The organism is Mastigocoleus testarum BC008, assembly GCF_001456025.1.
GTDB lineage: Bacteria > Cyanobacteriota > Cyanobacteriia > Cyanobacteriales > Nostocaceae > Mastigocoleus > Mastigocoleus testarum.
Map to the genome: position 1 here is coordinate 43227 of NZ_LMTZ01000136.1, position 26288 is coordinate 69514.

The following is a 26288-nucleotide window of genomic DNA, read 5'->3' on the forward strand; positions in this document are numbered from 1 at the left end:
ATTTCACGTCCAAAACTGATGTTTGGAGTTAATACTGGAAAAATAGGCGAATCACCCAGTGTTTAAAGTTCGGATATGTTCAAATAATTTTATATATCTGCGGTTATGCAGCAGTATTTAAGCTACCGCACTGCTGATTTGCGGGGAGGGCTTCCATAATCTTTTGTGGCATGGGAAGCTTTAAGTTGTGCATAAGTTCAATAAATTCATCCCGACTCTTATTAGTAAATCGCGGATTAAGTCTTATTTCTTCTCCAATAGTAGATACTGTATGTCCTCGATAGTCATGAGCTGGATAAACTAAAGTTTCCGAAGGTAAACTAAAGAGTCTCTGGGTTACCGAATCGTATAGTGTGCTAGGATTTCCGCTTTGAAAATCTGTACGTCCACAACCACGAATCAATAGAGAATCTCCAGTTAATAAGTGAGTTCCATCGATCAAATATGCCATATGACTATCTGTATGACCGGGAGTTGCGATCGCTTTTATCGATACCTCTCCTATCTGTAAAATTTCTTCATCTTTAATGTACCGATCAGCACATGGTGCGTTAGCATTTTTCGGGACAATACCTAAACAATCAGTTTTTTCCCGAAGCTTGCTTGTAGCGGTAATATGGTCGGCATGTATGTGAGTCTCTAAACAATAACGTAGATTTAGTTCCAACTCTTCAAGTAGTACTAAGTCACGATTTATTTGTTCTAATACCGGATCTACTAAAACTGCTTCTCGGGTATTGCGATCAGTAATTAGATAAGTATAGGTACTTGATTGTTTGTCAAATAATTGGCGAAATAGCATGATGAAAATGCCTCTGTACTAGAATTTCAGGAGTGGCTTTCTAAGCTTTGTTCGATCTGGGAGTGTATCCCAAAGAAGATCTATTACTGCTATCCCAGTAGAAGATTATCCAATTGAGTGAGAAGGAAAGACGGAGGAGGACAAAGAAGAGGAGGGAAACATGTTTATAGATAATCTTAAGGTGGGAAGCAAGTAATAGAATGATGGATTCGTTAAAGAAATTTTAGATTTTCTTTTTAGTTGAACATATTACTATCAAGTAATATGCTTATAGCAAGTATAGTACTCGACATTTTTAAAAGATGCAAATCGAAAAGATGCAAACTACCTTAGGGACTACTCAACAAAAAGAACCAGCATCAGGAAATTTTTCGGGAATTCAGCCCGATCTTTACCATCAGATTGTAGTTGTCGGGGGAGGTGCAGCAGGTATAACTGTTGCGGCTCAATTATTAAATAAAAATAAAAATCTTGATATTGCTATTATCGAGCCATCGGACAAGCATTACTATCAACCTGCTTGGACTCTTGTTGGGGGAGGGAAATATAAGATTGGAGATACGGTCAAAAATCAAAAAGACTATATTCCTGCAAATGCTAGTTGGATTCAGGCTTATGTGGCTGAGTTTGAGCCACATAATAATATTGTCATAACTAAGGAAGGACAGCTAATTCATTATGATTATTTAATTGTTTGTCCCGGAATACAAATCGACTGGGATTTAATTAAAGGACTACCTGAAACCCTTGGGAATGATGGGGTTACCAGTAATTATTCCCAACATTATGCTCCTTATACCTGGGAAAATATCAAAAATTTTCAGGGAGGAACTGCTTTATTTACTTTTCCTGAAACTCCAATCAAATGCGGTGGAGCACCTCAAAAAATTATGTATATGGCTGACGATATTTTTCGTCAAAAAGGCGTGAGGGGAAAAACAAAAATTATTTTCTGTACGGCTAAAGACAAAATGTTTGCAGTTCCAGAATATCGCCGTTCTTTGGAAATTGTAATAAAACGTAAAGATATAGAAGTAAAATTTCAACATAATCTTAAAGAAATTAGATCGCAAACCAAAGAAGCGATTTTTGAAGTTAGTAGCAAGGAAGGATTAGAGGAAACTAGCATCAAATACGATCTAATTCATGTAGCTCCTCCAATGAGCGCTCCCAATTTCATTAAGCACAGTCCACTTGCAATAGAATCCGGTTCTAGTCAAGGTTGGGTAAATGTAGATCGAAAAACTCTCCAACATAATATTTACCCTAATGTTTTTAGCTTGGGTGATGCTTCTTCCCTTCCTACTTCTAAGACAGCAGCAGCAATTCGCAAGCAAGCACCTGTTGTGGTTCAAAATCTTTTAGCATTGATAGAATCCACTGAAATAAATGCTGAATATAATGGCTACACTTGTTGTCCCCTAATTACTGGTTTTGGTAAAACCATAATGGCTGAGTTTGATTATGACAAAAAACCAACCTCGACCTTTCCTTTCGACCCCAGTAAAGAACGCTATAGTATGTGGCTGATGAAACGTCATGTTTTACCTTGGGTATATTGGAGAAGGATGTTAAAAGGAAAACCTTTCGAGGGAGATGTGTTAAAGTTTTTAAAGAAGAATAATTAAGCACAATAATTAGACTAATTACAAGGTCGAAAAATTTTGTATATCCCAAACCAAGGGAAACGAATATTAGCGTTACTTTTATTTAAATTGTACTTCGCAAGCGTTCAATACTTTTATGGACAGTTAAGCTAGTTAAAATCCCATTACCTGTACCTAACGTCATCCTATTTCCTATACGTAATTTTTGTGAAGTTGAGTTCCAAAAGTAACATTTAAATGTTAACCGCTTTTCCTCGGTGATATTGGGAAACAATCGAACAAAAACTAAAAAACAATAAGATGATGGATTTTTTATCTGACACCGTAATGTTGTCGCGGATGCAGTTTGCTCTGACTAGCATATTTCATATGCTGTGGCCCGTACTTACTACTGGTATGGGTATATACTTAGTTGTCGTAGAAGGGTTATGGTTAAAAACCCGCGACTCTGATTATTATTATCATGCCCGTTTCTGGTCGAAATTATACGTACTTAATTTTGGAATAGGCGTAGCATCTGGCTTACCGATGGAATTTCAGTTTGGCACCAATTGGGCACCATTCTCAATTGCAGTTGGTGATTTTTTTGGCAGCATTCTGGGATTTGAAGCGTCAATGGCGTTTATGTTAGAGGCTGGTTTTTTAGGTATTATGCTGTTTGGCTGGAATCGTGTTCCACCGGTTATGCATTATATCGCTACTATAATGGTTGCTTTTGGCGCAAACCTATCTACATTCTGGATACTTAGCGCTAATTCTTGGATGCAAACTCCCGTAGGTGGAGAATTCGTTGATGGTAAATTTATAGTGAGGGATTATTTTCAAGCAATTTTTAATCCTTCAATGGCAGCAAGCGTGAGTCACATGTTCTTTGCAACTTTAGAAACCTCGCTGTTTGTAATTGGTGGTATTAGCGCTTGGTATATTCTCAATAAGAGACATCAAGAATTTTTCTCCAAATCCTTAAAGATTGTGTTAGCTGCAACTATTGCGATCGCGCCGTTGCAAATTGCGATCGGACATATTAGTGCAGAGCAGGTTTATCACAATCAACCTTCAAAACTTGCGGCGATCGAGGCTCGTTGGGAAAACGTTAATGCTGGGGAATCTGCACCTTGGAGTCTCCTAGCTTTACCCAGCAAAGAAGCAGAAAAAAATATATTTGAGTTAAATATTCCCCACGGTTTGGGCTATATCCTGGAGTTTAAAGACAAACTCAGCGAACCTTTATTAGGTTTAAAAGAGTGGAAACCAGAAGACAGACCTCCGGCGATCGGATTGATTTTCTATTCTTTTCGGATCATGTCCGGTATTGGCTTTTTCTTTGTGGGATTGATGCTATTGAGTGTAATCCAATGGTTGCGGGGTAAACTTTCTCCCGAAAATATTACTCAACAATCACTACTAATGTTGGGATGGATTTTTGCTGCTCCTTTAGGTTACATTGCGGTGGAAGCTGGTTGGATTGTACGGGAAGTTGGAAGACAACCTTGGACTGTGTACGGATTAATTCGTACTACCGATGCTGCTTCTAGTTTACCTGCCAGTGATGTTCTTGGTTCTTTAAGTGTTTTTGCTGTTGTATATACAATTCTATTTATTTGTGCGCTGTATTTCGGTAGTAGGATTATTACCAAAGGACCAAACTTTAATTTAACCGTACCAGGAGTTGAAAAAGAGGAAGATTTAGATACAACTCCAGCAGAATTTATCCCCGATAAACGTCCTGTAGAAGCTCAACAATAGGAGGTTTTAAAGCATTTATGGATACATTAGAATATTTTTTACCACAAGTTTGGTTTGTTATTTTAGCTTTATTTCTCTTCCTTTATGTAATGTTAGATGGTTTTGATTTGGGGGTAGGAATTCTATCTTTAACAGCGACAACGGAAGAACGGAGAGGAATTTTGATGACCAGCTTGGGTAATGTTTGGGATGCAAACGAAACCTGGCTGGTTCTTATGGGAGGAGCTCTTTTTGGTGCTTTTCCTTTGGCTTATGCAACCATACTCAGCGCCTTGTATATTCCCATCTTGACAATGATTTTTGGGTTGATATTCCGGGCTGTAGCATTTGAATTTCGGGAACATTCTGATCGTAAATTCTTTTGGAATTTAGCCTTTGGAGTAGGTAGTTTCCTGGCTGCGCTCGGTCAAGGTTTTGCTCTTGGTGCAGTACTTGCGGGAATTAAAGTTGATGAAGCTGGTATATTTATTGGGTCTACATGGGATTGGTTAAATGTTCCTTCCCTAGCGATCGCTTTAACCCTAATTCAGGGATATGTGTTAATTGGTTCCACCTATCTGATTTGGAAAACATCAGGAGAGTTGCAGCAAACCCATTATCAAACAGCTAAAATAGCAGCTTGGACAACTCTAATCGGAGCAATTGTAATTACTGCGATCGCGCCTATTTTTTACGAACACACCCGAGCACGTTTGTTTACACAGCCACTAATTTATATTTTTGCAGCAATCCCCATACTAGGAGTGATATTAATTTGGCAGCTTTTGAGTAGTCTAGAAAAACATCAGGAAAGAACACCTTTTATTTGGACTATTCTCCTATTTTTACTGACATTTATTGGTTTAGGATTGGTAGTTTTCCCTTACATCATCCCTACTCAGATTACTATTTATAAAGCTGCGGCAGCTGATAGTTCTTTAGTATTTATGCTTGTCTTTATTGGATTTTTGATCCCAATCATGATGGCATACAATATTTACCAATATATTGTTTTCAAAGGTAAAGTTACAGGCAGCCACGATTAAATTTAATCTGCATACTATTCCAATAAAATTGACTTAATATAGCAATCGTATTTGATTTGTGAACAGATAAATTCTGTAAAGATATGCTGTGGTGCGTCTCTATAATATTAATTTTTACCACATAAATGATTTAGGATTGCTATGGTAAGTCCGTTCAAATAGTAATTATTGCGATATCCCTACAGGGGATGCGCGAAGCGATCACCAGGTCTGTCTGCACAACGCTGTAAGCGCATCTTGCGCTGCGCATAACATCTCAGTTCGTATTCTGACTCCTGACTTCTGACTCCTGACTCCTGACTTTTCAATTGCGCATAACGCTATGGTATGTATCTTTTGGCTTAATAGATGCCATACTACCCTATGGTAATATAGTAAATAGCTGAAAAGTTAAGAATTAATATGGCAAAAAACACTTTAAAGAAAAATTATCAACCACAAGAGCAACTTATGCAGCCTGCGGATTGTGGAATGAAAAGGTTGTCTCCTACAGCGATCGCTTTAATGGCGGATTTTTTTAAAGTTCTATCAGAACCCAGCAGACTGCAAATTATTTGTACTTTAAAGTCTGGCTCTAAAAATGTGTCTCAAATTATTAGTGATACTTCCTTAGGACAGGCTAATGTATCTAAGCATCTTAAAGTTTTGACACAAGCAAGTATAGTTAATCGCACCCAACAGGGGATTAATGTTTTTTATCAAATTAGTAATCCTTTTATTTTTGAGTTATGCGAGTTAGTATGCGATTCTATTTCTTTGCAAATCGAGCAACAAAGTGAAAATTTAGAACATCTGAAAAATATTAAAAGTTCTTTTTAAGGATTAATTTTTGGGTTTCAGTTGCATATTAAATTAACTTAAAAATTGCATTTAGGGCTTTACAGATTTTTATAGAATACACACGTACATAGTTTCGTATCCCCTCAAAATTTAGGGGTAGGGAGTTATTCAGGCTGCCACGACCAACCAAATGGATTTGAAGAAGATTTCTCTCGGATAATACTTTTCAAAGAAGGAATACCACCAATTTTTGAAATTCGGTCACGCATATATTCAATGAGATATAATCCATAAAATGGACAATAATTTGGCAAATGACAGTACAGTTAATGTACAATTCTGTCATTTAAAGTTTGTTATTGCTGGATTTTAAAGCTAGATTTAGCCGCTACAGTGGTTAAAACCCTAATAATTACGTTATTTGTATAACGTAATTATATAGTTTTTCAAGTTTTATTTTGCCGAAATAGTAAATTTAAAGTTTGAGATTGCCGGTGGTAGACAAAGTTTAGGAACTATGGAATTCAGATTATATTAATTTCCCGTGATTATCTGACACGAGAAGAAGCTTTAACACGAGCTGGTTCTGCTTCAACATAAGAAGCTTACTCCCTTCATGCAAAGAAAATCGCCCCCTAAATCCTCCATTACTGGGAGACTTTGAAAGTTTTGTTCCTTCAAAGTTGCGAGATTAGGGGTGCGAAATTAGTTTAACTTATTGCAAGTATTTGATAGGAGAAGAAGTTTTAAGACAAGTTACAATTTAGTCTTATCTAACTACATTTTTTATGGATTTCAGAAATCTACTCAAGAAGCTGGTGAAAAGTTAGGAATCTTCCAGAACTGTCCAGAAAAATTACCACATTTAGCCATAATGGGTTTATTATCCCTAGAATCGTTAATAATATCTAGACATTTCTTTTCACCTGTAAACATGGTCTTGAGGCGATAATGTCCGGAAGATCGGGTTTTTTCTATTTTCCACAACTGTCCAGAAAAGTTACCACATTTAGCCATAATAGGCTTATTATCTCTAGCATCATTAATGATATCGAGACACTTCCTGTCTCCGGTAAACAGGGTTTTGAGGCGATAATATCCAGGGGAGTTTTTCGCTTTTTCTATCTTCCAAAATTGTCCCGAGAAATTACCACATTTAGCCATGATAGGCTTATTATCTTTAGCATCATTAATAATATCTAGACACTTGTTATTCCCTGTAAACATAGTTTTAAGGCGATAATTTGTCCCACCTTGAGCAAAACTAGGTGAACTAGCAAAGCTAGCGATCGCCAGTGCAGAGGAAGCAACAGTTACACCAAAAGCAGTTATTTTCTTGTTCATATTCTTAGTTTTCAGATTCTTAGTAAGAATTAAAATATTGAGTATTTGATTCTAGTTAATTTACACTAGGAACTATATAACTCAAGTTACTCAAAATATTCTGAGTGCAATTACTAATTTTTTTTTGATTTCGCACACCACAAAGGTGATATGAAAGATTTCAGCTTTATTTGCTTGACTTGATTTTCAATCTAAGAATCAATAGAGAAAAACTAGGGAAGTTATCTGAAATACTTATAGCTCCTTATGTAGCGTAATTGTGCCCTTAATGATGATACTTGCGTAAACCCTATTTACTCATAAAATTTATTTACAATCTTTATTGATAATGAGTTTCAAAAATTCTGTCAATAATAACCAATAGATACGACTGATATAGCGCTACGCGCAAGTCATTAGCACCTAGCGGTTAGCGGCGAAAGACGCACCTACGGTGTTTGTTGACGCGGCTTAGCCGAACACGTAGTGCGTCCAAACGCATAAGCGCGCCCTGCGTGACGTTAGTCAGAGGCTTTGCCGACGCCGCAGGCTAAGGGCGTACCATAGGTATTGCGTGTCCGCAGGACATAAGTTTAATATTCATAGGTTTGAGCGTTCACCGATGTCCTAACCTAGTTACGTAGTGCTATAATTAAGAAATTGGTTTTTTCTTATCTATGTTTTTCAAGCATAGCTTTGCCGTTGCGGCAAAAACAAACTTTAAATTACAAATTCTAGATTATATATTACTTTCTGAAAAATGGACGTAACTGGATTCGAACCAGTGACCTCTACGATGTCAACGTAGCGCTCTAACCAACTGAGCTATACGTCCGCGACTTGCAAATAATAGCACGACTTATCCTTTGAAGCAAATACCCATAGAAATTTTATTTTCAAAACTTTATTTTCAAAACTTTATTTTTGAAATCTTATTTTCGAAGTTTTACCTCCAAAATTTCTAATACCAATTTATTTTAAGATTGCCNGAAAGGGAACAGCGCGATACCCCGCAGGTTGGGAAAGAGTCGCAAGACAGGGAACGAGGAACAGTAAACTAATGTGTGGCGTTGTTTTTTGAAATTGGTATGATTTCTGCTGATGGAAGAATTGGAATCATGTTCCTACAGGTATTGCAACTGATGATACTTGTAAAATTTAAAAACAAACCGAGTGATGCTTTAGTTCCACTTTATGAAGCAAAAATATTTCATCAATTTGACCATCGTTGGGCTACTTATAAAAATAGTAGTGATACTCGCGATTTGAGTGATGAGGAAAAAAGTGATTCAAGTTTTAAAGTGCGATCACGTTATTGGTTAAATCGTAATGAGTTTGAGAATAAATTAGGTAATACTAAAGTAGTACTATTATTAGCCAAGAATGGTGTTCGTGCTGCTGTTAGATTTTTGGTTCTTGCTGTGTTGTGCAGTGTATACTTCCCCCACCTGAAGCAATACCATCTATCGCAATTTGTTCAATAATCCTGTTGGGGAATGCTTTGGCTATTATGCCTTTTGCATTATCATCAGCATATTGATCGCCAAATTTTTGCATAATAACTGCATCGTTACAAATATAGTATCCAACATATCCAGCGGCAAAATGATTCACACCGTACGCTTGATTAATTGAATTGGGTGTATCAATAATGGTGACATTCAATTTGTTCCCATCTGCATCTGTAGCATTTTTCAACTCTTGAATATTATTTCTGGTAACCTCATAGTCATAGGATTGTTGATCATTATCGCGACTAACGATCACTTCTCCTAGTTTTGAAAAACGTGCATAAAAATCGGTATGACCATCAGTAATATCTCTGCCTCTGATACCTTCAAGCCAAATTATTTTTTTAAGACCCAATAATACCTTTAGCTTTTCTTCTACCTGAATCTGGTTGATATTAGAGTTGCGGTTATGATTTAATACACAGCTTTTTGTTAAAATCGCTGTGCCATGACCATCTACTTCAAAACACCCACCTTCAAGTGTTAAGTCAGTTGTTTTGATTGTAGCGTTTACCGTGTTTGTGATAAAGTTTGCGACTTTTGAATCTTGAGTGTGTTCTTGTTTGTTGCCCCAGGCGTTAAAATTGAAGTTTATACCATACTTTTTTCCATAATTTCCTCTAACAAAAGTAGGTCCACTATCTCTTAACCATAGGTCGTCCGTTGTAAATTCTATTAGCTCTATTGGATAATTATGTGAATTTAATCCTTGAAGAAGAGAAGTTGCTTCCTCATAGTCATTAGGACTTACAAGCATAGATACAGGTTCATATTTTGCAATTGTTTTTGCGATCAAAACCAAATTTCTTTTTACTTCTGGTATTTGACGATTTGACCATATGTAATCATTTGCAACAAAAGACATCCATGTCCTTTCATGGGGTTGGTTTTCTTCTGGCATTATGAATAAATTATTTTCTGAAATATTTACTCTGCCAGATTTACACCCTAATAAGAATCCTCCAGTTATAAAAGATGCTGATTTTATCAACTTTCGTCTTGATAACATTTAATACCTCATTTGAAATATAACTACTCATTATACGCAAGTTTTTTGTTCACCATGAATTATTGGTTGATTTGAACGTAAGTTGCTAGTTACACTAATATAAATATGACAAGAGAAGTGGCAAAAGAAGGATAATAATTTAGGTTTTTCATTGATCTAGTATCCGAAGCTATTCAATTTAAACTTCTTTAGTAAGGGACTGAAAAACTACTGCTAAAGCTTTCAGACCCAAAAAATAAATATTTCCTTATTTTCTCTCTTGCATAGCGATCCTATTTGATTTTTATAAATGATCTAGGATTGCTATATCTATCTCCAAATATTTCAAAAAGTGGATTGAGGTTTAGAAATTTTAATCTAGACTAAAAAATTAAAGATTAAAAACTTTAAGAATATTTTTGTAAGTATCTCGGCGACTTTTTAGAGGAAACCGACGAATTTGTTCGTCAGTAATAGCTGCAACAGTTTTCATCTTGTTACTATTAAAATCGTAGAAAAATACTCCTGCAAGATTATCTCTCTCGTCAAAGATGAAAAGTTCTTCAGTGTGAAGTATTTTAACTGCTCTAACTTTACCCTTTTCAAACCAGTAAGCTAAACCATCACCAAGTTCCACATTAGATTCGCTAGCTTTTACAGGTTTACCGTTAATTGTACAAACAGTGTATTTAGTGTATTTCTGAATTTTTTCGGTTTCCTGGCAATTTTTAGTTAACCTATCCAAGAAAGCGACTACACTTTGATGGGAACTCAAATCAATTTGCGCTTGGATTGGGGGTTTCTCATCTCCAATGACACACTCATCAGGAATTCCATCGCCATCATAATCTACGCGGGAGTCATCTGCTTGTCCGTCATTGTCGCAATCAAATGCAGGTCCGATAATTGTACCGGTTTTGGACTTACCAGGTTTGGAAGTAATAGGTTTGGACTGTTTTGCTTGTGTTGTGTTTGCATCGTTAGATAAAGAATTCTGTTTTTGAGATACAGTTGATGCTTTTACTGCATTATTTGTCTGAGTATCATTTCTCCCAGTTTCAATAGCATCTTTATTACAACCAAATGTAGTAAAAACTAGCAGACCCAAGGAAAATAAAATTTCACATAAATTTGTACGCATATCTTATCAACTCTAAAAAATATAAGTCTATCTATCGACGTTAACTAAATTAAGATCAAGTTATCAGGGTTACAATACTGAAAAATGTAGGCAATTTAAGTCTGAATTACGTTTTGTCTGCCATCCAAGCAAAAACCAAAACTTTATACTAGAAATAGGAAAACATATTTTAAATTGTGAGGGAAGGGCAATGGCTCTCAATCCCACCATTATGCAAGCAGTCGAAAAGCTCGACTATCGTGTTACTGTTGGTGATATCGCAACTCAAGCTGGGTTAAACATCGCCGAAGCTTCTCAAGGTTTGCTGGCTTTAGCCACGGAAGCTGGTGGACATTTGCAGGTAGCAGATGATGGCGACATTGTTTACCTATTTCCAAAAAACTTCCGGCAAGTTTTACGTAACAAAAATCTGCGATTGCAACTACAAGAATGGTGGCAAAAGATTTGGGGAGTTTTATTTTACTTAATTCGCATTTCTTTCGGAATTTTCTTAATAGTTTCTATAGCCCTAATTTATATCACTATTATTGTTGTTATTTCTGCTGCTAACTCTGACCGGGATAATGATGATGGAGGTAGTTTTTCTTTTGGTACTGGCTTCTTTTATTTTCCCGATTTGTTTTGGTTTTTTGGCACTGACTATAATCAAAACCAATACCAACGTAGGAATAAATCATCACGGGATAAAAGCGATTTGAATTTTTTTGAATCTGTTTTTTCTTTCTTATTTGGTGATGGGAACCCAAATGCTAATTTAGAAGAACGTCGCTGGCGAGAAATTGGAACTATAATTCGCAGTCACAAGGGTGCAGTAGTTGCAGAACAAATTAGCCCTTACCTTGATGATATCGGTGAAACCTATCAACAAGATTATGAGGACTATATGTTACCGGTACTTAGCCGTTTTAACGGACAACCACAAGTAAGTCCTCAAGGCGAAATAGTCTATTATTTCCCTGAATTGCAAGTAACAGCTACCAAAAAATCGAATTCCCGTTCAAAGTCAAATTATCTCCAAGAATTTCTATGGCGTTTTAGTAAAGCTAGTTCCGGACAGATAATGTTGAGTGTTGGGCTAGGTGCAGCTAATTTAATCGGCGCTTTAATTCTAGGAAACTTGCTGGGGGATGGAACTTTAGCCCAAGAAATTGGTGGATTAGTAGGTTTTGTCCAAGGAATTTACTGGTTATTGTTAGCCTACGGTATTGGTTTTTTGGGTGTACCTTTAATACGTTACTTTTGGATTCAATGGCGCAACGGTAAAATTGAGCAACGTAATTCCCAAAGACAAGCTAGAGCAAATTTATTAAATAGTGGAAATGAAGCCTTGCAAGAAAAAATCACTTTTTCTCGTCAATTTGCTCAAGAAAAAGCGATCGCACAAGAAGATTTAGTTTATACAACAGAAACCGATTTATTTGACCAGGAGATAGAAAATTCGGCAAAACTTGATGCTGAATGGCAAAAACGGTTGAATCAGTCGTAATTTGGTAATGGGTAATGGGTCATAGGTCATGGGTCATTGGGACAATTATCAAAATTCTGATTTTTTACCCTTTACTTCTGACTTCTGACTCCTGACTTCTGACTCCTGCTCGCTCGTTAGAGCGCGGTCTGTCCTGACTTCTGACTCCCGACTCCTGACTCCTGACTCCTGACTCCTGACTCCTGCTCGCTCGTTAGAGCGCGGTCTGTCCTGACTCCTGACTTCTGACTCCTGACTTCTTATTTATTTCTACTTCTTCAACTTAATTTTGGTTAAGAAGACCTTTTGACCGTAATAATGACCCAAAATTCTCAGATGGTCTACTTTTTGCGAAGCCAAATTAAAAGCTCCGACCTGACTCATACCCAAACCGTGACCCCAACCACGTCCATCTAAAACGAAATTACCGTCTGATGTTTGATTAAGATCAAATCTAGTACTGTTTAACCTCAAAGCAGTGCGAACCTCTTCACCTTTAAGTGTTTTTGTACCCTTATCTCCAACAATTTTTAAGGCTGTAACACTTTGATGAGGTGACCTTTGTTCGATCTTCATTTCCTCAACTTTACCAATGGAAGGAAATTTGGTACTAATTTGATCAGGAGAAAAAGTTTTTTGCCAAATACACTTTTGTGCATAGGAACCATTTACATTCCCATCGAAACCAGGAACTGCTCGGAGGTAAGGTAAAGGATTACCCCAAACATCTTCTACATTTTCCGTATGACCGCCAGAACAAGCATGAAAAACTGAAAGAATTGGTTGATTATTATAAGTTAATACCTGGTCTTTGGTTGCATCAACCGCAGCATATACGGTGGGAGTTTCTTTCTTGACCCCTTCGTAAATTTGCCAGCGATCTGGAGTATCACCCACATCATAGATTGGATTTTTCCGCTGTCTTTCTCGTTTGTAAAGAGCATAGGTACGAGCGGCGATCGCTTGAGCTTTTAGAGCTTCTGGATGCCAACTTGGATTCATTTCTCCACCAATCACGCTGTAGAGATATTCTTCTAGATCTACCCAATTGACAGCAGTTAAACCTTCTTGGGTTGGTAAAACTAGAGTTCTGCCACGATACCACTTATCACCAATATAAACAAATCCTTTTCCTTGTGGTTCGATCCAAAATAAACCAGAACGCCATCTATCTAAAGCAACTCCCCCACCGGAAGCTGGTTGAGCATAATAAGCTTTCATTTTAGGTAATTGTCCTAAAGTTTTCCCACTACCGTCTTTGACGATTGCTGTAGTGGAACTACCAACTCTTACTTGCTCCACATTTCTTTCTATAGCTACCCGCAAAATTACGGATGCTTGGGCTGGGGCTAGTAAAATCATCCAAGTGACAATACTAAGCCACCAATGATGTCCTTTCATCTGGGGAATTCGAGAAAATATAGCGGCTACAAACAGTTGGATTTTCATACTAAAGAACTAGTAGTACCTTCGTTGATCTGACGCACTTCAGAGCAGTAGTTTCCCACTTTTTAACATTTTTCTCAAAGATTAGACTAGCAACGGGAAAGCAGCAAAAAAAACTGAGTATTATAGATTACATTTCTGTAGGTTATATAAAGTAGTAGTTATTTAATTTCTCCTGTCTTGAGTTTGATACTCGAATAAAGCTTAAACCTAAACAAAACCTAATGTAATGAGTGCGTAAGTCTTAATAAACTTAATTCAAAAACCCAAGAGTTGAAAAGCTGCAATCAATGATACCGTATAAATAAACTTATTAAATAATTTTTGGGGAATTTTCGGTAGTAGTTTGTAGCCTAGAAATACACCAAATCCAGCAAAAGGCAACATCCACAAATCGAATGCTAAAGTTTGATGATCGATAAAATTAAGCTTATAAAATATAGGGAACTTACCAATATTGGCTATAAGAAAAAACCAAGCAGTGGTTCCCATGAAGTTATGCTTATCAAATCCCTTGGATAATAAAAAAATACTGGTAATTGGACCTGCTGCATTACCAATTGTCGTAGCGAAACCAGCCACTGCACCGAAGATAAGAGGGGACAAACTATGTTTGGAAATCCAGCGTAGATCGAATTGATGGCGCAGCCACTCCAATAACAGTAAAGTTATTACCAAAATACCTAAAACAGTTTTCAAATTTTCGCTACTCACTTCAGTAAGAAGACGAAAACCACAAAACATACCTATAAAACAACCGGGAAGCAAATGCAATAGTTCTTTTGTGTCAGCGTAATACCTGTAATACCATGCAGCGAATAAGTCAGCGCAGATTAGAATCGGAAGTAATATCCCAATGGATTGTTTTGCTGGAAAAATAATTGCCATAATTGGGACTACCAAAATACCTGCACCTGGTACCCCTGTTTTACTAAATCCCAACAAAGCACCCGCAACAGCACTCACAGTTAGCACAGTTAAATTATTTAGCATTACACGGTATTAATTGTTTTTTTATTAATCGATTTAATAGCAAATCATCTGAAAAGTTCCAGTACTAATAGAAGCCAATAGTGATTATTATTTAAATTCCTGTAACAAATGCTGCTCTAAAATATTTAATACCGCTTGTTCTACCGGACGCGATTCCAATTGATTCTTATCACTTTGATAAGCTGCTTCAATGGCTGGAAATAGAGAGCTATCTTCATATGCTGCAAGAATTCCGGGGTGAACGTAATACTTACGACAAGTCGCAGGACGATTTCCCAATTCCCGTGCAACACCTTTTATTGCTTTAGTAATATTTTTCTTAGCTTGTTTCTCTGATTCAAATTTACCTAATTCGTATAATTCTTGTGCTGTTAATACGGTCCCAAACCAGGTACGAAAATCTTTCGCTGTAAAATCTAAATCGGTAATTGTTTTCAGATAGTCATTAACATCACTAGAATCAATTGATTGACGCTTATCGTCATCATCAATGAATTGAAATAACTCCTGTCCTGGTAATTCTTGAATGCGTTTCACAATTTTTGATAAACGCCGATGACTCAACTCAATATCGTGTTCTACACCGCTTTTACCACGAAACTTAAATCGCAATCGCGAGCCAGAAATATCAACATGACGCTGTTTCATCGTTGTTAAACCAAAAGACTTATTCCTTTGGGCGTACTGTTGATTCCCGACCCGAATTTTACTAGTTTCCAACAGCTTGACAACTGTAGCTAAGACCTTTTCCTTAGGTAAACCGTGTTTCCTTAAATCTTTTTCTACTTGTTGACGAATTTTAGGTAAGGCTAATCCGAAAGCAATTGTGCGGTTAAATTTGGTTTGAGAACGAATTTTGCGCCACAGTTTATGATATCGATATTGCTTGCGTCGTTTCTCATCTCTCCCTGTAGCTTGTAGATGTCCTTGGGGGTGGGGACAAATCCATACTTCTTTCCAAGCAGGAGGTATGACGATGGCTTTGATTCTATTTAATTCGTCTTCGCAATCAATTTTATTCCCTTGTGTATCGTAATAACAAAATCCTCTACCTCTACGCTGACGACTGACACCAGGAGTCTTATCATTAACATAGAGCAAGCCAACAATCTCTGCAGATTCCGTAGGTTCCGTAGCCAGAGCAGCCTTAACCTCTTGTTTTGCTAATTTATTTTTCAGTTTTAACTGCATATCTACGAAGCCAGAATCGAGCCACAATAATGATAAATTTAGCTTGTGACAACGTGTGATAAATCTACTTACGGAAATAACAGCAATTATCCAAAAGAGTTATATCGCAACCTTAATTAAAATCACATTTATTAAAATCAATATGCAGAGAGACGTAACATGTTACGTCTCCACGAAGTTTTTAATAGCAAAAGAATCCTTCGTATTTAATGGAATAAGACCACTAGGAAAGATAAACTCAAGAGGTTTTTGCAATTCGATGACCAATATCCCGACGGTAGTAAATCCCTTCGAAATTTATAGATTCAATTGATTTATACGCTCGATCTAAGGCTTGTTTAAAGTCTGCACCGACACCAGTAACATTTAAAACCCTACCACCATTAGTTAATAACTGGGAATTATCTAATTTTGTCCCAGCATGAAATACTATTGCACCACTATCCTGGGCTACTTGAATCCCAGTAATAACCTTACCTTTTTCATAACTACCAGGATAACCACCAGAAGCTGCAACTACAGTTGCAGATGCTCCATCTTTCCAAGCAATGGGTGGCATTTGTGCTAATCTTTGCTGTACGCATGCTAACATTAATTCTTCTAAAGGAGTTTCCAGTAATGCCAACACAACCTGAGTTTCTGGATCTCCAAACCGACAGTTAAATTCTAATACCTTAGTTTCTCCTGCAGGTGTAATCATTAAACCTGCGTAAAGTACTCCTCGATAATCAATATTCTTTTTCCTTAAGGCTGCGATCGCTTTTTCTAAAACCTCTGTTTGCACCCGCTCCATAATTTCTGGAGTTGCAATTGGGGTTGGAGCATAAGCTCCCATTCCACCTGTATTTTCTCCTTTATCTCCTTCGCCAATTTGTTTGTGGTCTTGGGCTGGTAACAAAGCTCGAATGGTCGAACCGTCAGTTAATGCTAAAACCGATACTTCTTGTCCGGTTAAAAATTCCTCTAATACCACGAAGTCACCAGCACTATCAAATTGTCCGCCAAACATGGAATCAATTGCAGATTCAGCTTGTGCTAATGTTTCGGCAACAACTACACCTTTCCCTGCTGCTAAACCATCCGCCTTGACAACAATCGGTAAACCTTGTGCCTTAACATAGGATTTAGCTGCATTTGCTTCGGTAAATACCGTAGATTTAGCCGTGGGAATACCTGCTTCTTGCATTAATGCTTTAGCCCAAGCTTTACTAGATTCAATTTGTGCTCCGGCTTTTGTGGGACCAAACACCAGTAAACCCCGAGCTTGGAGATAATCGGTAATTCCTTTTGCTAAAGGTACTTCCGGTCCAACCACCACTAAATCAATTTTGGCTTGTTGAGAAAATTGCCAAATTCCTTCAAAGTCGTCCACCTCCAAAGCTAAGTTTTCGCAACGACTCATAGTTGCTGTACCGCCATTTCCTGGCGCGCAAACAACCTGCTCAACCTGCTTGGACTGTAAGAGCTTCCAAGCGATCGCGTGTTCCCTTCCTCCGTTCCCAATAACTAAAACTTTCACTTATTTCCTTATTTGTTTATCTAAAGTATAGGTATATCAACCAAAGCGATCGTACTATATAGGCGAGTCTTAGGGTTGATTGTTTGCCCATGAATTATAGATACATTCATTAAGGCGATCACTATTGCTCCTGAAAATCCTGATATCTACTATGCAAAGGCTTTTACCCAGTCTTTAATGGAAGGAAAAACCCAAGAAGGAATTCAGAATTATCAGAAAGCTGCAGACTTTTATCAACAACAAGGAAAACCAAGCTATTCAAAGAATGCACTTGAGAAAATAAAGGAACCAAAAGATTTGTTAGATAAATAACTAAGTATGGATTTAAAACAAGATTCATATAATTGGTGCTTGATATTAACTTTACGTAAAAGTTGTTAGCGCTATATCTGCCACCAATGAAAATGGTTATAAAATAACAACGAAGCAGTCTGACAGTTAATTTATGACTACCAGTTAATTTTTTTTTGCGGTTTCTTGTATATTTGAATGAAATTAGGTTTATGGAATTTAATTTATCTAAGCTAATTCATAGAGGTCAACTTATCGGAGTTAATTTATGAAATTTGATTTTATAAATTAAATTAATGAAATTACATTTATAAAATTAAATTGATAAAATTAGATTTACGAAATTTGATTTACGAAAGTATATCTATAAAATTATCCTTATGAAACTGGCTTTATGAAACTATAATTTATAAACTACATGCTTTTGGATAATTCAAAAAACCCCTATCGTGGCTTGCAAGCTTTTGAAGAAGAACACAGCAAAATGTTTTTCGGTAGACAAGCTTTAACAGAAAAGTTGTACCAACAAGTTTGTCAACACCCATTAACGGTGGTAATGGGTGCTTCGGGAACTGGAAAATCCAGCCTTATTAAGGCTGGACTGATACCTCATATTAAAAAATTGGTTCCACGGGATTCCCTAGAGATGCTGTTTGGAAAGTCTCTACGAAAGCAATGGTATATTATTGCACCTATACGTCCTGGGGAGTCACCATTTAAAACTTTCAGTAATACATTGGCTGCAGGTCAATTACTGTCTACTGCAGAAGAAAAAATAGAAACTATTTCTGTCTGTATAGGCAATTGGTTACACGAAAATCCCCAGTCAAAATTACTACTGATAATTGAACGGGCGGAAGAACTATTTACGATGTGCGGCGATCGCCAAGCTCGGAAAGATTTCCTGAATCTCCTAACAGATCTAGTAAGGGATCATGGGGAAAAGTTGCGACTTGTTATGACGCTACGCAGTGACTTTGAATCGCAATTTAAAGATACGGGTCTGCAAGAATATTGGCATGAAGCTCGGTTTATAGTTCCCAGGATGACGCGGGAAGAATTGCGCTCTTGTATAGAAAAGCCAGCTTCAGCAAGGTCAATAAGTTTCGAATCATCTTCTCTAGTGGAGAAGCTAATTGATGAAGTCATAAAGACATCAGAAGGTCTAGCACTACTTTCTTTTACCTTGGATGAACTCTATACAAAGTCTTTGCAGGCTGTCAAACAAGGTACAAGGCGAAAGAGGGTAATTACGCAGGCTGATTATCAACAAATTGGAGGATTGACCCAGAGTCTTAATCGAAGAGCAGATAGTGAATACGAGGCTTTGGTCAAAATCGACCCAGAGTATGAGTTAACTATCCGTAATGTAATAATGGTACGCATGTTAGCTGTAAGTGGTAGTAAATTGGCTCGCAGACGGATATATTTGTCTGAGTTGGAGTATCCAGAACCAGAAAAAAGTCGAGTAAAGGAAATCATTAGACGCTTTACGGATGCAAAACTACTCCTGAAAGGAAGAGATAATGAAGGTGATTTTTATTTGGAACCCAGTCATGATGTTGTAGTGCAGAGTTGGCAAAAGTTATTACAGTGGAAAGAAGATGAAAAAGAAACTATTGCTCTGCAAAGATGGTTGAGACCTGCTGTATTTAAATGGAAAAACCAGCGCGATCAATCGCTTCTGTGGAATACTCACCCATTGATCGATTCATTGAAGAAAATACTTAATTCTGATGATAACTGGTTAAATCCAGCTGAAACTGATTTTGTACGACGTAGCATTAGACGGAAAAATCAGAAGAAAGCTGTACGTGGTGTTTTTGCTCTTGGAGGTAGTATTTTAGCCGTTGGGACTGTATTTTCCATTGGACTATCGCGGGATGATAAACTGATGGCCCAGGCTTGCAAATTAGTAGGTGACTATTTGCTCCCCAACTCGAGCGCTGAAGAAGGTGGTAAATCTGGAGAAAATAGTTTTACATATCCTCATCTCTGTAAAGACGTACCTGCTTTAGTTGGTTCTCCTGTTGCGAATGCTCCTTCTTCTACAAAGTCTTCTTCATCTCAAGTTTCTCCTAGTCCTTCTCCAACAACATCTCCAGTTTCTGTACTTCCTTCCCCAACACCATCTCTTTCTCCTGTAATATCTCCTTCTCCAACAGCATCCCCTACATCTTCGATTTCTCCAAGTCCTTCTCCTACAGAATCTCCAGTTTCTGCACTTCCGTCTCCTGTAACATCTCCTTCCCCAACAAAATCTCCTGCATCTTTAACTTCTTCTGTTCCTTCTCCAAGTGCATCTCCAAAATCTACAATTCCTTCTCCGATTGCATCTCGTCTCACTGCAAAGAAATTTCTCCCATCCCTACAGGTGACACCCAAAGATTATTACACTAGGGGTAATGATCGACGCGACATCAAATCTATTCAAAATTCCACCAAGATTATCAACAATCCCAATACCAGTAACTTAAAGAGAAAAAACGCTTACATTAACAGAGGAGTTGTTTATTTTAGACATAAGCAGTATCAAGAGGCGATCGCAGACTATAGCAAAGTTATTAAGGATTGGGATCATAATACTCAAGCTGACATTGCTCCTACCAAGTCTCAACTGATTAATGCTTATGTTAACAGGGGAATTGTTTACTCTTCTTTGCAGGAACCTAAGCATCAATTAGCTGTAAAAGATTATAACCAAGCTATTGCTATTAAACCTGATTATGCAGACGCCTATATTAATAGAGGAATTGCTTATTCCGGTTTGGGACAATATGAGATGGCTGTAAAAGATTACATTAAAGCTATTAGTATTACTCCTGAAAATGCTGACATCTACTATGCAAAAGCTCATACTCAGTCTCTAATGGAAGGGAAAACAAAGCGAGCAATGTATAATTACCAGAGAGCTGCAGACCTTTATAAAAAACAAGGAAAACCAAGCTACTCTAAAAATGCACTCCAAAAAATTGAAGAGCTCAAAGCTTCGCTGAATACATAGATGTTTTGTCGTGAATGTTTTGTTATGAATACTTTGTCGTGATATTCAACTACGAAAATAAATTCGTGATCGTATCCCGGTAGCGTTCCATCACCACATTGCGACGAAGCTTTAGTGTTTGAGTTAGTAAACCATTTTCTATTGTGAAAAGTTCGGGGATTAATTCAAACACAATAATTTCATCATCACGACGATATCCAGGGCGATCGCGAACTTCCCGATTTAATTCTTCTCGAAATAAGTTACGAATTACTTCATGGTTTAAATTGGTACTTATATCAGAGTTAAGAACAAATGAATTTTGATTCGACAACCAGGCTTCTAAGGCTTCAAAATTGGGAACTATTAAAGCACCTAACGATTTTTTATCCTGTCCTACAAGCATAATTTGGTCGATGTAGGGACTTCGCAAACAAGCATCTTCAATTGGTTGGGGTTCTATATTTTCCCCATTTGTCAGCACAATGGTATCTTTTGCCCTACCAGTTAATATTATTTGATTTTCTGTTGTTAACCAACCAATATCACCTGTGTCAAACCATCCTTCAGAATCAATAGCTTTTTTGGTCGCTTCGGGATTTAAATAATACCCCTGCATTACGTGTTCTCCCTTTGTCATTACCAAACCCCGAGTATTTGCAGGTAGAGTTTCTTTGGTTTCTAAATCTACAATTTTGATTTGGGTTCCCCCAATTGTTTTACCCGAACTACCTCGCAAATTTCGGTAATATCGACGCGCAGAAATTACGGGAGATGTTTCTGTCAGTCCATACCCAACTAATACTTCAATTCCCACAATTTCAAAAAAATTTTCTAAATGTTGAGCAAGGGAACCACCACCGCATATTAATTGTTTTATATTACCTCCCATTGCCTGTTGAATTTTTCTATAGACAATATTTTCTCCGAGAAAATGTAGGGGTGCGAGTAATATAGTGGTTTTCCAAGCATTAATAATTTCTGCTTTGCTGGGGTTTAAATTTTCTAAATCGAGTTTTTTCCAAGTACGGACAGCTTTAATATATCTCCCACTTACTTTAAGAAAATTATGAATTAATTTTTGCATCCGTGGCGGTTTATCGCGGAATGATTTTTGAATTCCCTCGTACATCGATTCCCAGAGTCGGGGAACTCCAATCACATACTGGGGTTTATATTCCTGTAAATCCTGTTTGAAATAACGACGATTTGTATAGATTTGGGTACATCCTTGGGATAGCATATAATATTCTCCTACTCGCCCAAAAACATGCCAAGTAGGTAATATACTCAGAGTTTTATCGCCAGCACTTGGTTGGAGAATTGCAGGGAGAATAGTAAGTTGGTGAATTAAGTTACTGTGACTTAACATTACACCTTTAGGTTTTCCAGTAGTTCCAGATGTGTACATTAATGTCGCTAGTTTCTGGGGATCACTTTCGGTGGGTTGAAATTTACGACCGGTTGCTAGTTGGATTAATTGGGAAAAATTAATTATCTTGATATTTGTTTGAGTAATATTTGTTTGATTTAGATCTGTCTGATTCAGATCTGTTCGAGTAATATCTGTCTGACTATCTTCTTGAGTATATTTTATATTTGCGGTCTCGTTTGTTTCTTCATCAAATAATATGACTATCCATTGCAATGATATATTTGATGAATTCTTTGATGAACTATTATATATTTCCGGCGCAAGTTTATGTAAGGTTTTGAGATTTTCTACAACTAAACCGATACTACCGCTATGTTCCAAAATATATAATAATTCTTCCCTATCTGCGGTTGCAGAACGTACTGTGTTGGCTGCTCCAGCCATCATTATTCCTTGATCGGCTATCATCCAACGAGGACTATTGTCAGCAAATAAAGCAACTCTTGGAGGTATATTTTCCTGGAGGTTTTGAGGTATACCCAAAGCTTGAATTCCGGTTGCAAATTCTTGAATTTGGTAATGTAGCTGTGAGTAAGTTAGAGTTGTTGATTTACCATGGGGATCGACTAAGGCTGTAATATCCCCAAACTTATTGGCGACTATTTCCCATATTCCCGACAATGATTTTAGTTCACCATAATCAATCAAACCCGACATTTGATATTCTTCTGTTTGGGAAAAAGTATATTTATTCATCGTATTTTTAGTGATAATAATTAAACTAAATGCAATACAAAATATATTTAAGATGAACTGTAATGTGATAAATTCCAGAATATGGAAACTTTAAGTATAAAATTTAAGTATAAAACTTTCAGTTTCAATATTTAAGTCTCAAAATCTAAGTCTAAACTTGTATCACATATTTACTAAACCGCAGTTCATAAGATTCAAATATCACTTCTGAATGTGTTTATAGTCGAGGAGAAGAAGATGCAACATAGAACTACCTCCTTCTACAGACTACATTTAAATCACTTTTTGACGATTAATAAGTTTATGGAATACTTATTTTTCCAAAATCGACATATTGAGTATAAATACACTAAAATTACTATATTTTTATACATAAATTTTACGCAGTATGAACATATTTTCGTCATTACGAGCGATAGCGAAGTAATCCCAAAAACTCTGGGATTGCTTCCCTACACTACGTTTCGGTCGCAATGACAAATCTATGTCCTACGGACACGCTACGAAGACCGTTGCGTAAGTCCTGATACAGTTTTGACTATTTAATTTTACTATTTATATAGTTTTTTGTGAACAATTTAATTCAGTAATATTAGTTTGAGTAAGATTAACGAATTTATCTTATGGTAACGATAAAAAAACTAATGGTAGATAATAAAATCCAGTAAGACTACTATTTTTACAAAATAATATGTGATATAAAAATTGACCAATACTGCTGTAATATGAATTTAGTAATTTGCAGTTCTTTAGTATAAATATTCCCAAAATAGTATTGTCAAATTTTACATTTAGCTTTAATAGAAAAAATTTATCTCTCTACCTAATAAGTGTTTAGGATGATTTTTAGCAATTTTAGGTGATAGTTTGTGGATAAGATAAAATATTTTGACTTTCCCAAAGATGAAACATTATTTGGGCTCAAACCTGAAGTAGGAAGATGGTTTTTTATTCCTTTTGGTTTGATTGTTTTGCTATGTTTGGGAACGGTGTATTCATGGAGTATTTTTAGTACCCATTTTGAAACTGCACTACAAGCAAAACCGGGAACAATCCTATTACCTTTTATGGTATTGGGGGTAATGTTTACCTTAGCAATGCCGATTAGCGGATTATATATTTACCGATTTAGTCCCCGAATTATGACCATCACTGGTGGAATCATTCTGGGAATTGGTTATTTTCTTTCTAGTATTGCCCCAAATTTACCTTTTTTAATTATTAGTTATGGCGTAATTGCGGGTATTGGAGTTGGAATTGTCTACGGGGTTCCTCTTGCGGTTGCTGCTCGCTGGTTTCCAGAACGCAAGGGTTTTGCTGTAGGTATGACGGTTGTTGGCTTTGGACTTTCTCCTTTAGTAACTGCTCCGATTGCAATTAATTTAATTAAAGCCTTTGGAGTCAGAAATACCTTTGTGATTTTAGGCGTTGTATTTACAGGTATTATATTGGCGATCGCGCAAGTTTTAAAAATGCCTCCCAAGCGCTGGTTACCCGATGGTTATAATCCTGAAGCAAGCATTAAAAATAATATTCAAGGTAGTTCCCAAAGCAACAGCGATAATTCAGTCGCAAACTTACCGATGGTGCAGACCCAATCATTTTATGGGTTATGGATTTGCTATGGTGTTGGTACTTTTGTTGGACTTACCGCAATTGCTACCACAGCACAGGTGGGACAAGAAATTGTTGGACTTCAACCGGAACAATTAGGTTTTGCGATTCCTCTATTTGCAACTTTCAATGGTATTGGTCGTCCTTTATTTGGCTGGCTAAATGACCGTTTAAAGCCTAAATTGACCACTATTGTAATCAACGTATTGATTTTGATTGCATCAGCGATCGTATTGAATACTTCCCAGGGACAATTAATTAATTTTCTCGTAGCCTATTCTATCTTTTGGCTATGTTTGGGTGCTTGGTTAGCGGTTGCTCCCGCAGCAACTTTGAGCTTTTTTGGATTGAATAATTATCCCAGTAATTATGGTTTGATGTTTACTTCCTTTGGATTGGGTGGTTTATTAGGTATTTTTACTATTGCAGCTATTAAAGGTATTACTGGAAGTTACCTACCATTTTTCTACGTGACCGCTGCCATTGCTTGTATCGCCATTGTTATCGCAACATTTCTTCTCAACCGTCCCCACAAAACTGCGATCGCAGATTTTTTGTTTAAATATTTGATCAGTCCCATTACTCCGGTTTTACTTTCGTTTGTGGAATTTTGGCTTGGTTCTGCTATTCCCAAGAAAAGTAACTAGAGTTAGCTATCGATTAGCTGTGCTTATTGATAGTAAATAACTGATAAGCACCTGAGGGGGTAAGGTAATGGCTAGAACCCGCATTATTACGTTGACCCCCTCAGATAAGTTGCTAGATAAGGGTTTGAGGGTGGTTAATTGTGAGTTTTTTGGGAGAAATGTACGTTATTTGGGTAAAAACTTGACCCCCTCAGATCGTGGGGTGTACAATCAGGTCGTGGTAAGGCTTCCAGGAGTCTAGCCTTTTAACTTCTTCGGAAGTTGAACTAATGGAAACCAACAGGCTTCTTTGCATTCCAAACATACTTTAACATCTTTTAACTTCTTCGGAAGTTGAACTAATGGAAACACTGGTTTCTAGTTTTATTTGTTAAAACAAACGTTTCTTTTAACTTCTTCGGAAGTTGAACTAATGGAAACCCTCCTCCTTTTTTCGACCGCATCTCTAACTGAGGAAACTTTTAACTTCTTTGGAAGTTGAACTAATGGAAACAGTATTGTATATACTCCTTGATTTGGATTATGAAGACTTTTAACTTCTTTGGAAGTTGAATTAATTGAATAGAACGAAGAAAGTCGGAGACATATCCCCGACTTTTTTAATGCATTTTTACGAACTCATATAGCAATCCTAAATCATTAATTTAAAAATGAATATTGTAGAGACGTTGCATGCAACGTCTCTACAGGATTTGTTTGTTCACAAATCAAATATGATTGCTATATAACTCATGTGAAAATTATCTTTTCTTTTACTTGCACTTCCGCGCTATGAACTTTCTATCTCAACAAATGATCACATGGAATAATATACGTTTTCCATCTGAATTAAAATCCAAAGGTAAAGATTAAAAGTGAAAAAATCACAGGAATAAATTTACAGGTTTCTAGTACAATTATGACAAATTAGAGATATTACATCACTCTCAATTACCGCCTTGGAATGAATTCCCAGGCTCATAGGCAAAGTCTGATAAATCAGACTGAGTCAAGTGTATAGTGCGTTTAAACGCAATACCCGTGAATGAAATCGATAAGCAACAAAAAATCTAACAACTAAAGAATTCTATTAAAATGATTTTCTT

At 36.8% G+C, this 26288-nt stretch carries 19 protein-coding genes, 1 tRNA gene and 1 CRISPR repeat array; of the genes, 10 read left to right on the forward strand and 10 right to left on the reverse strand.

The window, feature by feature from the left end:
- Nucleotides 1–103 precede the first annotated feature (103 nt).
- Nucleotides 104–802: an MBL fold metallo-hydrolase gene (locus BC008_RS36065; RefSeq protein WP_027844101.1), complete on the reverse strand. Its 699-nt coding sequence runs from the start codon at nucleotides 800–802 to the stop codon at nucleotides 104–106.
- A 302-nt stretch (nucleotides 803–1104) separates the two neighbouring features.
- On the opposite strand from BC008_RS36065, the gene BC008_RS36070 reads away from it, so the two are divergent.
- From BC008_RS36070 to BC008_RS36085, 4 genes are all read left to right on the forward strand, one after another.
- Nucleotides 1105–2430, forward strand: coding sequence for an NAD(P)/FAD-dependent oxidoreductase (locus BC008_RS36070; RefSeq protein ID WP_235595978.1), 1326 nt, complete (start codon nucleotides 1105–1107; stop codon nucleotides 2428–2430).
- Between the two features lie 282 nt (nucleotides 2431–2712).
- On the forward strand, nucleotides 2713–4155 hold the full coding sequence (locus BC008_RS36075) for a cytochrome ubiquinol oxidase subunit I (protein WP_027844103.1): 1443 nt from the start codon (nucleotides 2713–2715) through the stop codon (nucleotides 4153–4155).
- 17 nt (nucleotides 4156–4172) lie between these two features.
- Complete coding sequence (cydB, locus tag BC008_RS36080; RefSeq protein ID WP_027844104.1) at nucleotides 4173–5180, forward strand: cytochrome d ubiquinol oxidase subunit II; 1008 nt, start codon at nucleotides 4173–4175, stop codon at nucleotides 5178–5180.
- A 471-nt stretch (nucleotides 5181–5651) separates the two neighbouring features.
- Complete coding sequence (locus tag BC008_RS36085) at nucleotides 5652–5999, forward strand: ArsR/SmtB family transcription factor (RefSeq protein ID WP_201026204.1); 348 nt, start codon at nucleotides 5652–5654, stop codon at nucleotides 5997–5999.
- Nucleotides 6000–6767: 768 nt separating this feature from the next.
- On the opposite strand, the gene BC008_RS36090 is transcribed toward BC008_RS36085, so the two are convergent.
- Nucleotides 6768–7304: an RICIN domain-containing protein gene (locus tag BC008_RS36090; RefSeq protein WP_082650694.1), complete on the reverse strand. Its 537-nt coding sequence runs from the start codon at nucleotides 7302–7304 to the stop codon at nucleotides 6768–6770.
- A gap of 740 nt (nucleotides 7305–8044) precedes the next feature.
- Nucleotides 8045–8118, reverse strand: a tRNA-Val gene (locus tag BC008_RS36095).
- 229 nt (nucleotides 8119–8347) lie between these two features.
- On the opposite strand from BC008_RS36095, the gene BC008_RS36100 reads away from it, so the two are divergent.
- Complete coding sequence (locus tag BC008_RS36100; RefSeq protein WP_058184261.1) at nucleotides 8348–8767, forward strand: hypothetical protein; 420 nt, start codon at nucleotides 8348–8350, stop codon at nucleotides 8765–8767.
- Here the strand turns inward: BC008_RS36100 and BC008_RS36105 are convergent.
- A complete protein-coding gene (locus BC008_RS36105) occupies nucleotides 8685–9803 on the reverse strand; it encodes an agmatine deiminase family protein (RefSeq protein ID WP_027846609.1) in 1119 nt (372 codons plus the stop codon). The two genes, BC008_RS36100 and BC008_RS36105, sit on opposite strands and share 83 nt — an antisense overlap.
- Nucleotides 9804–10173: 370 nt before the next feature.
- Nucleotides 10174–10923: a hypothetical protein gene (locus BC008_RS36110; RefSeq protein WP_036268663.1), complete on the reverse strand. Its 750-nt coding sequence runs from the start codon at nucleotides 10921–10923 to the stop codon at nucleotides 10174–10176.
- Nucleotides 10924–11113: 190 nt separating this feature from the next.
- On the opposite strand from BC008_RS36110, the gene BC008_RS36115 reads away from it, so the two are divergent.
- Nucleotides 11114–12409, forward strand: a complete 1296-nt coding sequence (locus tag BC008_RS36115) for a DUF4199 domain-containing protein (RefSeq protein WP_027846611.1) — start codon at nucleotides 11114–11116, stop codon at nucleotides 12407–12409.
- A gap of 249 nt (nucleotides 12410–12658) precedes the next feature.
- Here the strand turns inward: BC008_RS36115 and BC008_RS36120 are convergent, their stop codons facing one another.
- The 4 genes from BC008_RS36120 to purD form a co-directional block, all read right to left on the reverse strand.
- Nucleotides 12659–13837: a SpoIID/LytB domain-containing protein gene (locus BC008_RS36120; protein ID WP_027844991.1), complete on the reverse strand. Its 1179-nt coding sequence runs from the start codon at nucleotides 13835–13837 to the stop codon at nucleotides 12659–12661.
- Between the two features lie 255 nt (nucleotides 13838–14092).
- Nucleotides 14093–14827, reverse strand: a complete 735-nt coding sequence (locus BC008_RS36125; RefSeq protein ID WP_036266844.1) for a sulfite exporter TauE/SafE family protein — start codon at nucleotides 14825–14827, stop codon at nucleotides 14093–14095.
- Nucleotides 14828–14914: 87 nt separating this feature from the next.
- Nucleotides 14915–16018, reverse strand: a complete 1104-nt coding sequence (locus BC008_RS36130; RefSeq protein ID WP_027844993.1) for a DNA topoisomerase IB — start codon at nucleotides 16016–16018, stop codon at nucleotides 14915–14917.
- A 238-nt stretch (nucleotides 16019–16256) separates the two neighbouring features.
- A complete protein-coding gene (purD, locus tag BC008_RS36135) occupies nucleotides 16257–17537 on the reverse strand; it encodes a phosphoribosylamine--glycine ligase (protein WP_027844994.1) in 1281 nt (426 codons plus the stop codon).
- Nucleotides 17538–17654: 117 nt separating this feature from the next.
- On the opposite strand from purD, the gene BC008_RS52295 reads away from it, so the two are divergent.
- Nucleotides 17655–17849 carry a hypothetical protein gene (locus BC008_RS52295; RefSeq protein ID WP_407657091.1) on the forward strand — a complete coding sequence of 65 codons (195 nt, stop codon included), beginning with the start codon at nucleotides 17655–17657 and terminating at the stop codon, nucleotides 17847–17849.
- A gap of 397 nt (nucleotides 17850–18246) precedes the next feature.
- The gene (locus BC008_RS36140) at nucleotides 18247–20832 is read left to right on the forward strand and encodes a tetratricopeptide repeat protein (protein WP_058184263.1); all 2586 of its coding nucleotides are present in this window, start codon (nucleotides 18247–18249) and stop codon (nucleotides 20830–20832) included.
- 49 nt (nucleotides 20833–20881) lie between these two features.
- Here the strand turns inward: BC008_RS36140 and BC008_RS36145 are convergent, their stop codons facing one another.
- Nucleotides 20882–22942 carry an AMP-dependent synthetase/ligase gene (locus tag BC008_RS36145; protein WP_036266845.1) on the reverse strand — a complete coding sequence of 687 codons (2061 nt, stop codon included), beginning with the start codon at nucleotides 22940–22942 and terminating at the stop codon, nucleotides 20882–20884.
- Between the two features lie 869 nt (nucleotides 22943–23811).
- Between BC008_RS36145 and BC008_RS36150 the strand changes: the two genes are divergently transcribed.
- Both BC008_RS36150 and BC008_RS49955 read left to right on the forward strand, forming a co-directional pair.
- Entirely contained in the window at nucleotides 23812–25203 is a 1392-nt protein-coding gene (locus BC008_RS36150; RefSeq protein ID WP_027844997.1) for an L-lactate MFS transporter, read from the forward strand.
- A 67-nt stretch (nucleotides 25204–25270) separates the two neighbouring features.
- Entirely contained in the window at nucleotides 25271–25444 is a 174-nt protein-coding gene (locus BC008_RS49955; RefSeq protein WP_161938195.1) for a hypothetical protein, read from the forward strand.
- 1 nt (nucleotide 25445) lies between these two features.
- A CRISPR array of direct repeats spans nucleotides 25446–25767; the repeat unit is 35 nt; unit sequence CTTTTAACTTCTTCGGAAGTTGAACTAATGGAAAC.
- The last annotated feature ends 521 nt before the right edge of the window (nucleotides 25768–26288 follow it).

What these genes read in the sequence shown, in the direction of transcription:
- BC008_RS36110 (WP_036268663.1), bottom strand. Translation starts at nt 10,923, where the DNA reads ATGCGTACAAATTTATGTGAAATTTTATTTTCCTTGGGTCTGCTAGTT.
- BC008_RS36065 (WP_027844101.1), bottom strand. Translation starts at nt 802, where the DNA reads ATGCTATTTCGCCAATTATTTGACAAACAATCAAGTACCTATACTTAT.
- BC008_RS36120 (WP_027844991.1), bottom strand. Translation starts at nt 13,837, where the DNA reads ATGAAAATCCAACTGTTTGTAGCCGCTATATTTTCTCGAATTCCCCAG.
- cydB (WP_027844104.1), top strand. Translation starts at nt 4,173, where the DNA reads ATGGATACATTAGAATATTTTTTACCACAAGTTTGGTTTGTTATTTTA.
- BC008_RS36115 (WP_027846611.1), top strand. Translation starts at nt 11,114, where the DNA reads ATGGCTCTCAATCCCACCATTATGCAAGCAGTCGAAAAGCTCGACTAT.
- BC008_RS36075 (WP_027844103.1), top strand. Translation starts at nt 2,713, where the DNA reads ATGGATTTTTTATCTGACACCGTAATGTTGTCGCGGATGCAGTTTGCT.
- BC008_RS49955 (WP_161938195.1), top strand. Translation starts at nt 25,271, where the DNA reads ATGGCTAGAACCCGCATTATTACGTTGACCCCCTCAGATAAGTTGCTA.
- BC008_RS36090 (WP_082650694.1), bottom strand. Translation starts at nt 7,304, where the DNA reads ATGAACAAGAAAATAACTGCTTTTGGTGTAACTGTTGCTTCCTCTGCA.
- BC008_RS36145 (WP_036266845.1), bottom strand. Translation starts at nt 22,942, where the DNA reads ATGAATAAATATACTTTTTCCCAAACAGAAGAATATCAAATGTCGGGT.
- BC008_RS36140 (WP_058184263.1), top strand. Translation starts at nt 18,247, where the DNA reads ATGCTTTTGGATAATTCAAAAAACCCCTATCGTGGCTTGCAAGCTTTT.
- BC008_RS36070 (WP_235595978.1), top strand. Translation starts at nt 1,105, where the DNA reads ATGCAAATCGAAAAGATGCAAACTACCTTAGGGACTACTCAACAAAAA.
- BC008_RS36125 (WP_036266844.1), bottom strand. Translation starts at nt 14,827, where the DNA reads ATGCTAAATAATTTAACTGTGCTAACTGTGAGTGCTGTTGCGGGTGCT.
- BC008_RS36105 (WP_027846609.1), bottom strand. Translation starts at nt 9,803, where the DNA reads ATGTTATCAAGACGAAAGTTGATAAAATCAGCATCTTTTATAACTGGA.
- BC008_RS36085 (WP_201026204.1), top strand. Translation starts at nt 5,652, where the DNA reads ATGAAAAGGTTGTCTCCTACAGCGATCGCTTTAATGGCGGATTTTTTT.
- BC008_RS36130 (WP_027844993.1), bottom strand. Translation starts at nt 16,018, where the DNA reads ATGCAGTTAAAACTGAAAAATAAATTAGCAAAACAAGAGGTTAAGGCT.